Origin of the sequence: Bacillus sp. B-jedd (assembly GCF_000821085.1) — a bacterium.
GTDB lineage: Bacteria > Bacillota > Bacilli > Bacillales > Cytobacillaceae > Bacillus_D.
The window spans coordinates 475,066-489,046 of record NZ_CCXR01000001.1; the positions used below are offsets into that span (position 1 = coordinate 475,066).

Annotated in this window: 16 protein-coding genes; 14 read left to right on the plus strand and 2 right to left on the minus strand. The window is 38.7% G+C overall.

What is annotated here, in order from left to right; genetic code table 11:
• Positions 1 to 113 precede the first annotated feature (113 nt).
• The 6 genes from pdaA to BN1002_RS02345 all read left to right on the plus strand — a co-directional run bounded on the left by pdaA (position 114) and on the right by BN1002_RS02345 (position 3,736).
• Positions 114 to 896 (plus strand): delta-lactam-biosynthetic de-N-acetylase, encoded by a 783-nt coding sequence (pdaA, locus tag BN1002_RS02320; RefSeq protein WP_048823440.1) that lies wholly within the window; start codon positions 114 to 116, stop codon positions 894 to 896.
• A gap of 546 nt (positions 897 to 1,442) precedes the next feature.
• Positions 1,443 to 2,042 carry a hypothetical protein gene (locus BN1002_RS02330; protein ID WP_048823442.1) on the plus strand — a complete coding sequence of 200 codons (600 nt, stop codon included), beginning with the start codon at positions 1,443 to 1,445 and terminating at the stop codon, positions 2,040 to 2,042.
• 63 nt (positions 2,043 to 2,105) lie between these two features.
• The gene (locus BN1002_RS02335) at positions 2,106 to 2,546 is read left to right on the plus strand and encodes a hypothetical protein (protein WP_048823443.1); all 441 of its coding nucleotides are present in this window, start codon (positions 2,106 to 2,108) and stop codon (positions 2,544 to 2,546) included.
• Positions 2,547 to 2,633: 87 nt separating this feature from the next.
• Complete coding sequence (locus tag BN1002_RS02340) at positions 2,634 to 3,062, plus strand: hypothetical protein (RefSeq protein ID WP_231574964.1); 429 nt, start codon at positions 2,634 to 2,636, stop codon at positions 3,060 to 3,062.
• A gap of 6 nt (positions 3,063 to 3,068) precedes the next feature.
• Positions 3,069 to 3,194 carry a hypothetical protein gene (locus BN1002_RS24335; RefSeq protein ID WP_269429780.1) on the plus strand — a complete coding sequence of 42 codons (126 nt, stop codon included), beginning with the start codon at positions 3,069 to 3,071 and terminating at the stop codon, positions 3,192 to 3,194.
• Positions 3,195 to 3,208: 14 nt separating this feature from the next.
• Positions 3,209 to 3,736: a hypothetical protein gene (locus BN1002_RS02345; protein WP_048823444.1), complete on the plus strand. Its 528-nt coding sequence runs from the start codon at positions 3,209 to 3,211 to the stop codon at positions 3,734 to 3,736.
• Between the two features lie 221 nt (positions 3,737 to 3,957).
• On the opposite strand, the gene BN1002_RS02350 is transcribed toward BN1002_RS02345, so the two are convergent.
• Positions 3,958 to 4,530: a CPBP family glutamic-type intramembrane protease gene (locus BN1002_RS02350; RefSeq protein ID WP_082036081.1), complete on the minus strand. Its 573-nt coding sequence runs from the start codon at positions 4,528 to 4,530 to the stop codon at positions 3,958 to 3,960.
• Between the two features lie 151 nt (positions 4,531 to 4,681).
• Here BN1002_RS02350 and BN1002_RS02355 point away from each other — a divergent pair, with 151 nt between their 5' ends.
• The 6 genes from BN1002_RS02355 (at position 4,682) to BN1002_RS02380 (ending at position 11,383) form a co-directional block, all read left to right on the plus strand.
• Complete coding sequence (locus tag BN1002_RS02355; protein ID WP_048823446.1) at positions 4,682 to 5,545, plus strand: DNA-3-methyladenine glycosylase family protein; 864 nt, start codon at positions 4,682 to 4,684, stop codon at positions 5,543 to 5,545.
• Between the two features lie 82 nt (positions 5,546 to 5,627).
• Positions 5,628 to 7,019: a 23S rRNA (uracil(1939)-C(5))-methyltransferase RlmD gene (gene rlmD / locus BN1002_RS02360; protein ID WP_048823447.1), complete on the plus strand. Its 1,392-nt coding sequence runs from the start codon at positions 5,628 to 5,630 to the stop codon at positions 7,017 to 7,019.
• Positions 7,020 to 7,556: 537 nt separating this feature from the next.
• The gene (locus tag BN1002_RS02365; RefSeq protein WP_048823448.1) at positions 7,557 to 8,018 is read left to right on the plus strand and encodes a hypothetical protein; all 462 of its coding nucleotides are present in this window, start codon (positions 7,557 to 7,559) and stop codon (positions 8,016 to 8,018) included.
• Between the two features lie 760 nt (positions 8,019 to 8,778).
• Complete coding sequence (locus BN1002_RS02370) at positions 8,779 to 9,489, plus strand: hypothetical protein (protein WP_082036082.1); 711 nt, start codon at positions 8,779 to 8,781, stop codon at positions 9,487 to 9,489.
• A 31-nt stretch (positions 9,490 to 9,520) separates the two neighbouring features.
• A complete protein-coding gene (locus tag BN1002_RS02375) occupies positions 9,521 to 10,657 on the plus strand; it encodes an XRE family transcriptional regulator (protein WP_048823449.1) in 1,137 nt (378 codons plus the stop codon).
• Positions 10,658 to 10,756: 99 nt separating this feature from the next.
• On the plus strand, positions 10,757 to 11,383 hold the full coding sequence (locus BN1002_RS02380; RefSeq protein ID WP_048823450.1) for a hypothetical protein: 627 nt from the start codon (positions 10,757 to 10,759) through the stop codon (positions 11,381 to 11,383).
• A gap of 318 nt (positions 11,384 to 11,701) precedes the next feature.
• Here BN1002_RS02380 and BN1002_RS02385 read toward each other — a convergent pair whose 3' ends face one another.
• Complete coding sequence (locus BN1002_RS02385) at positions 11,702 to 12,154, minus strand: hypothetical protein (RefSeq protein WP_048823451.1); 453 nt, start codon at positions 12,152 to 12,154, stop codon at positions 11,702 to 11,704.
• 171 nt (positions 12,155 to 12,325) lie between these two features.
• On the opposite strand from BN1002_RS02385, the gene BN1002_RS02390 reads away from it, so the two are divergent.
• Together BN1002_RS02390 and BN1002_RS02395 are read left to right on the plus strand one after the other, a co-directional pair.
• A complete protein-coding gene (locus tag BN1002_RS02390) occupies positions 12,326 to 12,865 on the plus strand; it encodes a hypothetical protein (protein WP_048823452.1) in 540 nt (179 codons plus the stop codon).
• 48 nt (positions 12,866 to 12,913) lie between these two features.
• Positions 12,914 to 13,867: a hypothetical protein gene (locus tag BN1002_RS02395; protein WP_048823453.1), complete on the plus strand. Its 954-nt coding sequence runs from the start codon at positions 12,914 to 12,916 to the stop codon at positions 13,865 to 13,867.
• The last annotated feature ends 114 nt before the right edge of the window (positions 13,868 to 13,981 follow it).

Consider the following 13,981-nt stretch of genomic DNA (forward strand, 5'->3'; position numbering starts at 1 on the left):
GGGAAATGCTCAATGCCGGAGAAAAGTCCGTTTTTGGAGAAAATATTGCCATCATTATTATCGAGAAGGATTCCCCACACTAAGAAAAATGAGTTTTTTGGAGGAATCCATCGATGAAAAATTTATATATTTTTTTGCTGTCGGTCTGTTTAGTCTTGACGATGATTCCAGGCTTGGCCAAGGGCGAAACATCAAATACCCCTTTCGGCTGGGGATTTAAACGCGGGCAAAACGAACAGCCGGCAGATGCAGGCTGGCAATTCGAAACGCTTCTCGACAAACATGGTGCTGTCTACAAAGGAAATCCAGGCGAGAAAATTATCTATCTTACTTTTGACAATGGATATGAAAATGGCTATACCGGCAAAGTTCTCGATGTACTCAAAAAAGAAAAGGTGCCAGCAGCCTTTTTCGTCACCGGCCATTATCTCGACAGCGCACCGGAATATGTCGAGCGGATGGTGACGGAAGGCCACATCGTCGGCAACCATTCATGGGGACATCCCGACTTCACGAAAATTCCCGACGCGCAAATTAAAGAAGAACTTGAGAAAGTCCGTGCCGGTTACGAGGAACTGACGGGTAAAAAGAAAATGGCTTATGTCCGTCCGCCGAGGGGAACCTTCAGCGACAGGTCAATGGCGGTTAGCAAAGAAGCAGGCTATACCCATGTATTCTGGTCACTGGCATTTGTCGACTGGAACGTCAACGCTCAACGAGGCTGGCAATATTCCTATGACAATATCATGAGGCAAATCCATCCCGGCGCCGTTATTCTTTTACACACCGTCTCAAAGGACAATGCCGATGCGCTTGAAAAAGTGATTATTGATCTTAAAGCAAAAGGATACAAATTCAAAAGCATTGACCATTTGATGAAGCAAAAGAAATCTTAAAGGAAATGGACCTTAGCAATAGGGTCCATTTTTTATTGGTTGTAAAAAGATAGGTATTCAAACGGGAACGAGGTGGTTGATTTCCGCTCCGGGCATTTCGCTTTCCGCGGGGCATCAGTGGAGCCTCCTCGTCGCGTTGCTCCTGCGGGGTCTCCCCTTGCTGCTCTATCCCGCAGGAGTCTACATGCCTGAGCTCCAATCAACCAGTTCCGCTCCGGGCATTTCGCTTTCCGCGGGGCATCAGTGGAGCCTCCTCGTCGCGTTGCTCCTGCGGGGTCTCCCCTTGCTGCTCTATCCCGCAGGAGTCTACATGCCTGAGCTCCAATCAACCAGTTCTTTTTATCAAATGATGTAATAACTAAGTTCAACCCATCTGAGTATTTAAAAATACCCAATATATGTTAAAGATATGGTAAAATTAAGTTGGCGAAATTTTCAGTTACAGTAGGGGGTGCCAGGAAGATTGGAATTTTCACTATTGCCAGCATGGTTAAAAAGTACATAGAGAAAAAATAGTATAAGGGATATAAAACCAAGGGGGAAATGATGAGTAATTTAGTTGCAGCATCAGAAAGACGGCCTGTATTCATGATTGTTTGGGCCATCATCCTATTTGTAAGCAGTTTTTTCATGCCGTATGTAATTGTTTTTCTAATCCATAATTCTTTTTTTCAAACAAGGGATCAATGGCTGTTTGAAGCACCGGGCTCCGGCTATGTGACCTTTATGATCGGGATGATCTTGATTCCGATTGTGATGATCCTTCATGTTATCATTCAGTCCAAACATAACTTGAAATTCATGAGGTGGATTTCGTTAGCGGTCATCGCGCTTAGCATCCCGTTTTTCCTGCTCGGTGCCACTCATTATTACTACATAGATAATGCAGGGCTTCATTATAATGAACTGAAAACCTTCAATAAAACAGACACATATGATTGGGGCAGTTTAAAAGAAGTGAAGCAGGTCTATGAGGAAAGAAAGGACGACAGCAGTGTGTTTTTGGATCACTACGAATTCATAACTGCGGATGGAAAGCATATCACGATTCCTTATAAGGCAAACCTGAGGAATGTCGAAGCGTATATCCTGGAAAAGCTGAATGAAAATAATGTTAAAGTGACTAATAATTATCCTGAGAATTAACCAGTGAGAATTGGCGATTCAGAACCCAGCCATAAAGGCATATTTTAGTATGGGGTGATTTTTTTGCAAAAGCAACGCGGGAAGAAATATTTGATGTATCTACTCTGGGTCGCCGGCTTAGTCATTATATCGAAATTTGCTTTTGACTATGAAAATGTAGTGAAGAACGATTCAAGCGGAACGTTTAATTTAACGCCGCTTATTTGGGCAAAATTTTTCAGTTCGATTATTTTCGGCCTTTATCTTTCTTTAGTACTCATTAAAAAGTGGTCTATCAAAATTAATCACGGATTATTATGGTTTGCAGCGGTTCCCTGCTTCGTTCTTGCCATCCTACTTCCTTTAGTCGCTACTTTTGAGTACGGAGGGGGCGGGCCGGCTATGTGGGAACACTCACTTGCCCAGTTATTGATGATTGCAATGGGGAATTCAGGCCTTTTCGGCATAGCTGCTGGGTTGACGTTGCTTCTTAGTTTCTTTGATGCCCGGCCGGAAGTGGATTGAGCTTGAAAAAGCGCATTAGTCGTAAAGATTGATGCGCTTTTTTCATCTTTTTCAAAAAGAAGACAAATACCCAAATAGGAGGATTTTATGGGAAAGGATCATGCAAAGCGGAAGCCTGTAGGGATCATCCTTCGTATTTTAGTCGGAACAGCCATGGCACTCATGCTTGCTGGCTGCGGACTGGAAACCAAAACCCTTCCCGAATTTTATGGGAAAGACTTGGACGAAGTTTCGAAAATCGTCATATGGGACGGCAGCACGGGATATAAGAAGAAGATTACGGACAAAGCTATGATTGATAAGTTCCTGAACACAATCAATGAGATAAAGTTCATTCCAGAGGAGAATCAGGAGAAACGCGTTGGCTGGCGATATTCAATCAATCTGTATGAAAAAGACAAACGAACCCTTCAATTCACTTTAAATGAAGTGGATGGGCATTATTATTATACAGAACCGGATATCCACCCAATTGTCGACGAATTTTATAAAAACCTTGATGTGAAAGAGGAATAGGGGTGGATGGATGAAAATGCAACTCCAAGAACCTTTGTCATTGAAGTGGAGAAAGCTGCATTGGGAAAGCTGGAAAATGTAGTGATTATTGAGGCGGGAAATAGAACGGCGGTGCCAATCGAACCAATATAAAGGAGAGGAAAGAAGTGAAAAGAACGCTTCCCCTTATGTTGTTACTCGTTGCTATCTTTCTGGCTGGGTGTTCAGAGAATGAGGAAACGAAGGTTAGTTCAAAACCTGAGAAAATCATTCAAGCAGCGGGGAAATCAAACAGTTGGGAACTGTCCACAGAATTTAAATCTACCGAGGGAGATTACTTGCTTGGAGAGGAAGGAAAAGTTGGGCTAATTGGCCCGAATTTTGAATCTGGAAAAGTCAACAAATGGCTATGGCATTTTTGGGGAGACGAAAAGACTATTGAAGGCGGAAACTTCCAAGTAGTTGCGATTCACAAAGAAACCGGTGAAAAAGAAATGGCATTGGTTGAAAACGCAGGTGCCCAGAATGTGAAAAAGGTTTGGTCTTATGGAGAATTAAGCTACAGTCCGAATGGCGTTAGAGGATCGGACAGCTCTATGCCCTCCAATATGTCATTATCCAAACCGGGGATTTGGAGATTGGAAATTTCGATAGGCAATACCTATTTCGGCGAGATAGTCGTGGATGTGAAGTAGGTAGTCTAGGTAGGATAAGTTTTGGCAAAAATAAACTTGGCGCGAAACTAACAGGAAGTCAAAAATAATTTGAGGGACACTGTACCATGGCAGTGTCCCTTTTGCTACATCCCAGGCGGTATATAAAGATTTAAAAACACAAACACGGACAAATTCCCAACATCCACAAGCATGTGGGAAATGATCGGCCAACGCAGGCTGTCAGTTTTATAACGGATTAATTACCAAACAATCCCCATTATAAACAAAGTGATGTACATCTGAACGGATCGGTTGGCGATTGAGAAGACTCCCCACATTAACGGATGGCTCAATACGAAAAAGAAAGTGGAATATAAAATAATTGCCCAGCGGGGATAATCCTTGCCGGCATCCAATAGCAGTCCCCGCCAATACCCTTCTTCGAAAAGAGGGTTTATAAGTGCAACTAGAAATAAAAACAGTGTAATCACCGGATAGTCCGCGAGCAGCTTCAGGTTAGGAAGTAGGATGCCCAGTGCCGGGAAAATCCCTATCAATAATCCAATGACTAGCCACTTCCGGCTGAAAACAGGGTTTTTCAACCACCCCTTAAGTTCTAGCTTTGAAATGAATAAGGCTATCATCAATCCGGATAGGCCCCAATAGGTTAATGCGGTCATGATCCAGGCATTGTCAGAAAGGTGAGTGTGGCTAGTTGAAGTGGTAAGGTGGACGGTGCCAATGATGAATAGCGGCGACAGTAAAACAAGTACTCTATTCCTTCTGGAATTTATACTGAAAATCTTTTTAACCCCCCAAATAAAGTTCTTCATTAGTTAATATTTACCATCATTGTACCAATGGCGGTGACAGGATGACAATATCAATATGCGCAACAGATTAAACAAACCTGAAACTGTCTGGCTTTATGCCATCCGCTAAAAACATGCTATAATCAGGAAAAATGACAAAGGGGAAACCATTGTGTGGCAGGAAATGATTCAAATAGACGGCCCTTATAATTTTGACATGGTCCTTGACCGGCTTTCGATGGACCCGCTCAATGCGCTTGACCTGGAAAAAAGGACGATCACAGTACCGATTCGGCTGGACGGCGAACCGTTTACCGCCAAAGTGACCGCAACCGGTACTACTGAACAGCCAGGATTCAGTGTTGAAGCGCAAAGTGGCGATAAAGAACGCATCATCAAACGGCTTGCGGAAGTATTCCAATGGGAAGTGCCGTTAAAGGATATTCATCATCATTTTGGCAAAACTGACCTCAATGCCATCTTCGAAGAACATATCGGAACACCGCTCATTCTCGACTTCGACCCGTTCGGCTGCCTTTTGAAATGTATTATCCACCAGCAGCTCAATATGGCCTTTGCCATTAAGCTGACAGAACGATTCGTCAAAAAGTATGGTTTTGAAAAAGACGGCGCCTGGTTTTATCCGGATCCGGAAACGGTTGCTATGCTGACGGTCGAAGAACTAAGGGACCTGCAATTCAGCGGCAGGAAAGCGGAGTATGTTATTGATATCGCCAAAGCAGTCACAGAAGGTGGACTGGACTTGGAGGAGCTCAAGCAGGAGGATGAGCAAGTCATTTTCGACAAACTCATCAAAATCCGCGGCATTGGCGCCTGGACAATCCAAAACTTCCTGCTATTCGGACTCGGCCGCCAGAACCTATTTCCAATGGGGGACATCGGCATCCAAAACGCACTTAAAAAACTATACCAACTCGAACGCAAACCCACACAACTAGAAATGGAACAATACAAAACCGGCTGGGAACCCTACCTCAGCTACGCCTCCCTCTATTTGTGGAGAAGCATAGAATGAAGCGGGGGTCGATTCCTGTGCTTCATTTGAGAAGCAAAATACTGCCCCATTTACGAAGAGGGAAATAGACGGAGTGAACATCATGAAAAAAGAACAGGCCATTAAAATAGAAACGAAGCAGACATTCCCGCTTACGATCAAGCGGCTCGGCATTAACGGAGAAGGTGTCGGCTATTTCAAAAGGCAGGTTGTCTTCGTGCCAGGCGCGCTGCCTGGTGAGGAAGTCGTCGTTGAGGCGACGAAAATCAACCCGAAGTTCGCCGAAGCACGGATTAAAAAAATCCGTAAAGCCTCGCCATATCGGGTGGCTCCGCCCTGCCCAGTTTATGAACAGTGCGGGGGCTGCCAGCTACAGCATCTCAAGTATGAGCGGCAGCTCGTCGAAAAGCGCGACATTGTCATGCAATCACTTGAGCGTCACACAAAGCTGAAGCTTGATGAACTCGATATCCGTCCGATGATTGGAATGGAAGATCCATGGTCATACCGAAACAAAAGCAGCTTCCAGGTCGGTGTTGAAAAGGGCAAGGTGCTCGCTGGCCTGTATGGCCTGAACTCACATAAGCTTATCAACATCGAACAATGCGCTGTCCAGCATTCCGCGACAACAGAAGCAACATTGATGGTCAGGCAGATTCTACAGGACCTGCGCATTCCTATTTATAATGAAAAAAACCGCAAAGGAATCGTGCGCACGATCGTTACCCGTGTTGGCGTCCAGTCTAAGGAACTGCAGGTCGTGCTGATTACGACACAGCGGGATATTCCGAAAAGGGAGTTATTAATAGAAGAAATTACGAAGAGGCTTCCGGGAGTTAAGTCAATTGTCCAGAATATTAACGGGGAAAGAACTTCATTGATTTTTGGAAAAGAAACCGCTACGTTGTCGGGCAGCGATTTTATCCAGGAAACACTCGGGGACCTACAGTTTGAGCTTTCCGCCAGGACATTCTTCCAATTGAATCCCGTCCAGACGGTTAAACTTTATGATGAGGTGAAAAAGGCAGCCGAGCTGACTGGATCTGAAAAGGTTGTCGATGCCTACTGCGGAGTTGGCACAATCGGACTTTGGGTCGCAGACAAAGCTGGGGAAATCAGAGGGATGGACATCATTCCTGAATCCATCGAGGACGCCAAGAAAAACGCCGCCCGCCACGGCATTAACCATGCCAAATATGTAACAGGCAAGGCGGAAGAGCTGCTGCCGAAGTGGACAAAGGAAGGCTGGCGGCCGGATGTCGTCATTGTGGATCCGCCAAGAACCGGCCTTGACGGCAAGCTGCTGGAGACACTGCTAAAAGTTAAACCAAAGAAAATTGTCTATGTGTCATGTAATCCTTCCACACTGGCCAGGGACATCCAGACATTGAGCGGGATATTCAATGTTGAATATATCCAGCCAGTTGATATGTTCCCGCAGACAGCGCATGTTGAGGCTGTTTGTAGATTGGGACTTAATGTAACTAACCATTAAACTCACTAACCCGCTACAATAAACATTTCCGATTTCTCTTCTCAGTGAGAAAAAAGATTTCATAAATAGGCGGGAGAAAGACAGGGCAACCCCTTGCGGGGTCTGCCTTTTTGTTTTGTATGGACTCGGAAAACTTTATTCGTATTCGAGAAAAAGCGTGAAAAAAAGTGGGGGAAAAGCGTGAGAAAATGTGTGAAAAAGGGTGTGGAAAAGAGGGGAAACGGGATTTCGGAAAACTTTATTCGAACTGAAAAAACGAAGAAATGCGGGTCCGAGTGGGGTAAAATCGGTGGAGATTAAAATTCATGTACATAGTAGATACAAAAAAATAGGGAAAATGATTTTTCCTATTTTTTCTATAAGGATTAAAGGGAAAAGGAAGTTTTATAATTGATGATGAAATGAGGCGTAAGTTAATTGAAGCGTCTACTGCCGTATAAGGAACATGAAAAGTTGTAATATTATGTTAAAAAATATATAAAATTTGGTATAATAATTAGCAGTATTATATTTTAAAAGATTGAGGGGGATGCCTTTATGCTTAGTCGAAAGGATGAAATGAAGAATTGGCTATTGAATGAAGTGTGTAAAGCAGACCCTGGATGTGATAAGAAAATTAGAGAGTTAATTCTTGCAGATAAAAAGTTAGTCAAAAAAATAAATGAAATATTTTATACATATAATCCAATGAACGATATTAAAAAATCCATAATGGACTTCTTGACTGAAAACAAAATCATTATTCGTACTTGTAAAGAATGTGGAAAAAAGAATGTTATCTCCTCAGACGATATACTGGAAGCGAGTTGTGAAGATTGTCTCCAGCCACTATTAAAAAGACAAGTTCAAAAAAAAACTGTTAGTTTTCATAAGGAAAGTCAAGAGAATTATGAAGGGAAAAAATGTATCTACTGTGGATCCCCCGTTGCTCCTTTTTCTAATATGGTGTGCCCAAGGTGTTATCAAAGTAATTCCTTGTATTCTATAAGATTCACTTAATTTATTACTTTTAAGTAATTATAAACTACAGTTACCTATCTTTGTTTGAGTACAGAAGGAATTGAATGTCAAGAAATATCTGTAGCCCAGCAATATACTAACGACAGTCATAATAAACATCCCACAGTTATAAAATAGTCTTCTCAAATCCAATGCAAAAAGCGGGACAAAACGAGAGAAAAACACTCGAAATCCAGACCCAAGATCAACAGGTATCGAGCCCTGTGACCTTCGGTCTTTTTCCTATTACGGGGGTCAAGCAGGGGTCCGACACTTGAAGTATAGACGAACGAAAAAATGAGTTGTATATTAATGACATAGCAATAGATGAACTACCTCAAGGAACTGCCACTCAAATCCTCGGCATTCCCATCTAATGCTCAAACTTCAAATATATCTACGAAGGAGAATCCTCAAACAGCAGGGGCAGGAATCATATTTTAGTTAGAAGGTAATGTGATTAGCTCTGACATCGCCAAGTATAGGAAGATTTGGATGCGGATTTTAGTGTGGATGGAGAAGATGGAAGTGTTACGTTATAGGGGACTTGGAAAGAAATTCTACAAATGAAGTTGAATTATGATTTGAAAGATAGGGAAGAGTAGGTTCAGTAGATTAATTTTGCAGGAGTGAATTACACGTATGTTATATCGCATACGTGTTTTTTTGTTGACGTTGAAGGATCTAAAAGACTATAACTTTATTTTTTTGTAATTGATTTCAAAGTTACTTGACAAAATAACGAAAAAGGTAAATAATAATGGTAGATTATGGTGTGGAAGGTGATAGAGTGGATAAAATAATAGAAAAGTGTATGCTTACCAGTGAACAACGAGCTCTAATTGTCCAAGGAATTCAAAAAGGAATTAAGGACTATAAAGATCTTGTTGCATTAATGCCAGTAACCAGAACAAAAAAACATGCTCCACATTTATTATATGACATGGTTAATGAGAGTGTCGCAACAATGATAGAGGATAATCCCCACACACTAATGAAGGTCATTCCAAAAAGAGCAGGGTTTCACCCATATATAGTGATTCATGACACAATAAGGAATATATTTATTCTGGTGTCCAAACTCCCCCAAAAAAAATATATACCCACACCATGTAATTACAGAGGGGAATACGCTTCATCTAATGCAGTACGTCTAACAGATATGGGAATGACGTTAGATGAAATTTACGGTGATACCCCATATCAAGAATCTCTATCTTTGGGTATAGACAACCAGCCTTTTGGAATTATTGTCACTTATGATAGTAAGCAAGAATCCTATTTTGAAGGTGCTTTAAGACCAGACCAAGAAGATTGGATTTACAAAGAGGATATTTCAGATTCAATTAATATTGATACTGAGGTTCTTGTGCCACTCAATAACTACCAACTATCAGATATTCCAACACCACTAAAAACACCATTAGAAGAAGATATTGTAGTTAAGCTAAAAGGAAAGACTACATCTTAGAGAAACTTTTGTTTAGTTAGGGGCAGTAATTATGAACGTAAATCAGGAAACCGTTTTTAATCCGAAGAGACTAAGAGAAGCAAGGTTAGTAAGAGGAATGACTATAAAAGGACTTGCTGACACGATTGGAGTCTCAAAACAGGCTATTTCGCAATTTGAACTTGGTGAACATATGCCCAAGCAAGAAACAATGATGGCTTTAATTAATACTTTAGGGTTTCCAAAGAGTTTTTTTTACAAAGATTTCAAAGAACAATATGTTGGGAATACCTTTTTTCGTGCCAATGCCACCGCTACGAAAATGAGTAAAGAAATGCAACTTAATAAGTCATTATTAGCTGGATATATCTACAGCTATTTATCCGATTTAATAGAATTCCCAGATTTGAACTTACCAGATGTATCGGAATTAAACACAAACTGGGATGATAACAATGCTATCGAAGAATTGGCAAAAAGGGTTAGAGAGTATTGGGGCATAGGTGAAAATCCAATTGCTAACATTGTACACTTGTTAGAACGAAATGGAATCATGGTATTCTCTGTTGATACAGATAGCCAAAAAGTAGATGCATTTTGTCAACACCGAACAGGGAGACCTTTTATTTTCCTTGGGAATGACAAACAATCGGCGTTTAGGAGACAGTTTGACGGCGGACATGAGTTAGGTCATGTCCTTATGCACGAGGATATAGATAATCAAGATACTCTTAGTAGAGAAGAAATAAAAGCTATGGAGAATCAAGCAAACCGTTTTGCATCAGCACTATTGTTGCCTGCAGAGGCATTTGCAAAATCAGTTACATCCACTTCATTATTGCATTTTATAGAGTTAAAGAAGTATTGGCAAGTTTCCATTGGTGCAATGATATATAGAAGTTACCAACTAAACATAATTGATGAAAGTAGATATACATCATTACAGAAACAAATGTCGATGAGAAAAATGAGGACAAAAGAACCTTTAGACGATGTGTATCCATTACAGGAACCTGTAGTTCTGAAAAAGAGCATCTTAATGCTACTTGAACATAATGTAAAAAACGAGTTGCAACTTATTCAGGAAATGGGAGTACCGCAAGAGTTTATCGAAATGTTATGCAATCTCCCTAAAGGTACTTTAAATTACAAAGAGCCAGAACCGACAATCAGGTTGGTTAAGAGGTAGACCAAGCCAGCCCTCGATTCTGAGGGCTTCTTTTATTTTATGATTACATTATTGTTAGTATTATTTGTATCTTACCTATAAAAAAAAGGATAAAATAACATGAAAATTTATTTAACAATACTCTTAATTTTTGTTCCTTCGATATATTTTGGATACATGGGACAAACAGTAGAAATGGGTTTAGCGATTGTAGCGGGTGCAGTAACAAGTGCTTTTATAAATCTTGATAAATTTGAGAGATTTAGTGGAGCGGGCTTTGAAGCAGAACTTAGAAAAGCTGTAAATGAAGCATATGCAACTTTGGATAATTTAAAGGAAGTTTCTAAGCCTTTAATGAAGGTAACTCTCACCAATCTTACTTATTCTAACCGTTGGGGTGGGATGGACTTTAAGGAAAAACATGAATATAAGAATGCCATAGAGAATATTTCAAAGTCATTAGAAATCAATGATGAATTAAAAATTACATATGAAATATTTCACAGATACCATACATGGGACTTATACTCAGAATTTGTAGATGTTCTGTACAAAGAAACAAATAACCATGAATTAAGGAATAAGCTTAATAGCATTAAAGATTACTCCACAGAAAACTTTCCGAATAAAGAGGAGATTATTGAAATTATTGCTACTAATGATTCTGTTCTAACAACGAATATGGTTGATAAGTTACAAACGTATTTATACTATTTAAAGAACAGAAAACTGCAAGAATCAGCTTAAAATGAATGACTCCTGGATAATGTAGAAAGATAGTCTCAGGAAGTTATAATAATTTTTAAAGCACATCTATTCATATTGTTACTGTGGTAAAGTTCTTTCTGAATCCTGTTTTAGCCAAAGGTGTTAAGGTTGTACTGGTTTATCTGTACATGTTGAAAGTGTCAGTGTACAGAAGGAAGGTAAACAGGTTTTAACCAAAATTCATTTAAGAGAAGGAAAATGTGACGTCTTATCTGAAAGTCAAAACTACTTATTGAAAAGTATTTATCCTTATTAGCTATAGTAAAAAATAAAGGGAGACTGTTACAATCACTCCCTTTATTTAGAATCACGAATACCTAAACGTTGTTTTGATTCCTCTGTTAAATATTTCAAAGGTACTTTCCCCTTAACAAATCGATATTCTCCAATTGAATCATATTCTTCCTGTGTAATTATACCAATAGAAATCATACCAAACTCTTTGTGAAATACTTCTTTCTTAATGTTTACTTCTAATTCTTTCTTTGAGTATGCTTTTTCGTAAACTTTTTCTACTGGATAATATCCATCTTCATTCATTTTATTTGAATCAAAATATAAGGGTACAATATCTTCCTCGTCTAATCCCTCCTCATGCATGCAACATTTTATAAAAGCATTACTTCCATTATAAACTTCGAATGAAACACAATCGTGATCCATACATCCAGGCTTATTAGCTGGTTTTAAATATCCATCTTCCAAAATTGATGGGATATTAATACTTAAAGTAATATGTCTTAATATCATATTTTTTGCTCCTCTCCACTGAACCCTTACAATTATGTAAACCAATCTTCCGAAGATTGTCAATATTAGAATCAGAAAATAGGTCCCTTTTTGTAAATAATTCATTTACAAAAAGACAATTGCATTTACGATTTTTTGTTATACAATTTTTTATAAGGAGTGAAAATTAAAATGGAAATCTATAAAGAGATAAAGAAAACAACCTGGAGAGGAGCGAAGGTAAGAAAAATAATTAAGTTCTTGGAACGATATCAGTATATTGTAGGTCAACCTAATTTTCCTATAAGGGATATATCTAATGAATTATATTATGAAAAGAGAACAATGGAAGTATCTTATTACGGAACAAATTTAGCAATAGAAGTTGTAATTAGTTATATAAAGAAAGTGTTTGAAAGAGAGAAATACAGCAAAAGGGAATTTAAAAACAAGATATTCTCTGGAGCAAAGGTAGTGTCTTTATTAGAATTTTTAGATTTCAAAATCTATAATGCAAAGGAAAATATTGAACAATTACAGAGCAAACATAATAAGTTACTATCTATTTCTGAAAATAGAGAAATCTTTTTAAAGTACTGGGAAGCACAATTGGAAACCTTATTGAAAATGAAAAAATGGATCCTTTTTGGTATAACCCAAGTAAAACAAGAGATAGATGAAGAAGATGATTGGATTGAGTCAGTAATTTACGAGGCAGATAGTGACGACTAATCTGAAGTTTCAAAGTAGCAGGAAAAAGTTGTGAAGGGGAGGGTTTTTTTGGAAACCGATGTAATAAAAATTTCATTTATACAGAGTTGCATTGAGAATTCATATGATTTTACATTTGAAAACATCTCAAATTTTATTCTAAGATTAGTCCATGTTAATTATTATCCAACCCGATCAGTTCATGATAACAAAGTTGATGGGCTTTATTATAATTCTTTAAATAAAAGAACATTTTTTTCAATGTATGCACCTAAAAAACATGATTGGAAGAAAAAAGATAAAACTAAAGTAGACAATGATGTAGAGGGGATAAAAGAGTTTTTAATTCGGCATGAACTTGAATTAAAGAAGTGGTATTTTGTTATTAATCGTGAGCTTTCTGGAGATGAAATTGAATATATAAAAACGAAATTTGATGATCCTAATAAAGTTGACATTATTACTCCATCGAAGTTCATAGAATTAATAGTGAAAAAAGATGTAGTAACTGAAACAGCAAGATTTCTAAACTTGATAAATTATAATGTTCCTTTAACTGATCTTCAACCCCATGCATTCTTAAAACATGTACTTCATTCATTGGTGGAAATGAAAACATGGGGGAAAGAAGAAATCTTAAAAAGACTGGAACACATAACAGATGCAATAGTTGATTTAACTTACGTGGATAATGAGGAAAAAATTAGGGAAAGTAAAAATTTTATGTTTCGGCATATGATCCGTGCTTACACACGAATACCGAAAAAAAAGCGGAAATCTTTTGCCTATTATGATGGTGTGTTTATAGAATTAAGTCACCTGCAGGAAGCGGAATTTGCTAAAACTAAGGATAAACATTATATTCTAACACCTTACGACCTTTGGTTCTTATATCGAATAGTAAAGAGACTCAGAACGTTAGTAATACAAAACAATCAATATAGTATTGAAGTTGTTTTAAATGAAATGTATTTACCTATACAAACAAGATTAGAGAGAATAATAGTAAAAAGAAATGGGTAAATGCCTTTTTTGCCCAAACCCTTTTCCCTACTATGTAACTAACCATTAAACTCACTAACCCGCTACAATAAACATTTCCGATTTCTCTTCTCAGTGAGAAAAAAGATTTCATAA

Bases quoted from the DNA above. Each gene is read 5' to 3' on its own strand.
- pdaA (WP_048823440.1), top strand. From the start codon at position 114: ATGAAAAATTTATATATTTTTTTGCTGTCGGTCTGTTTAGTCTTGACG.
- BN1002_RS02330 (WP_048823442.1), top strand. From the start codon at position 1,443: ATGAGTAATTTAGTTGCAGCATCAGAAAGACGGCCTGTATTCATGATT.
- BN1002_RS02340 (WP_231574964.1), top strand. From the start codon at position 2,634: ATGGGAAAGGATCATGCAAAGCGGAAGCCTGTAGGGATCATCCTTCGT.
- BN1002_RS24335 (WP_269429780.1), top strand. From the start codon at position 3,069: ATGGATGAAAATGCAACTCCAAGAACCTTTGTCATTGAAGTGGAGAAA.
- BN1002_RS02350 (WP_082036081.1), bottom strand. From the start codon at position 4,530: ATGAAGAACTTTATTTGGGGGGTTAAAAAGATTTTCAGTATAAATTCC.
- rlmD (WP_048823447.1), top strand. From the start codon at position 5,628: ATGAAAAAAGAACAGGCCATTAAAATAGAAACGAAGCAGACATTCCCG.
- BN1002_RS02365 (WP_048823448.1), top strand. From the start codon at position 7,557: ATGCTTAGTCGAAAGGATGAAATGAAGAATTGGCTATTGAATGAAGTG.
- BN1002_RS02370 (WP_082036082.1), top strand. From the start codon at position 8,779: ATGGTAGATTATGGTGTGGAAGGTGATAGAGTGGATAAAATAATAGAA.
- BN1002_RS02375 (WP_048823449.1), top strand. From the start codon at position 9,521: ATGAACGTAAATCAGGAAACCGTTTTTAATCCGAAGAGACTAAGAGAA.
- BN1002_RS02380 (WP_048823450.1), top strand. From the start codon at position 10,757: ATGAAAATTTATTTAACAATACTCTTAATTTTTGTTCCTTCGATATAT.
- BN1002_RS02385 (WP_048823451.1), bottom strand. From the start codon at position 12,154: ATGATATTAAGACATATTACTTTAAGTATTAATATCCCATCAATTTTG.
- BN1002_RS02390 (WP_048823452.1), top strand. From the start codon at position 12,326: ATGGAAATCTATAAAGAGATAAAGAAAACAACCTGGAGAGGAGCGAAG.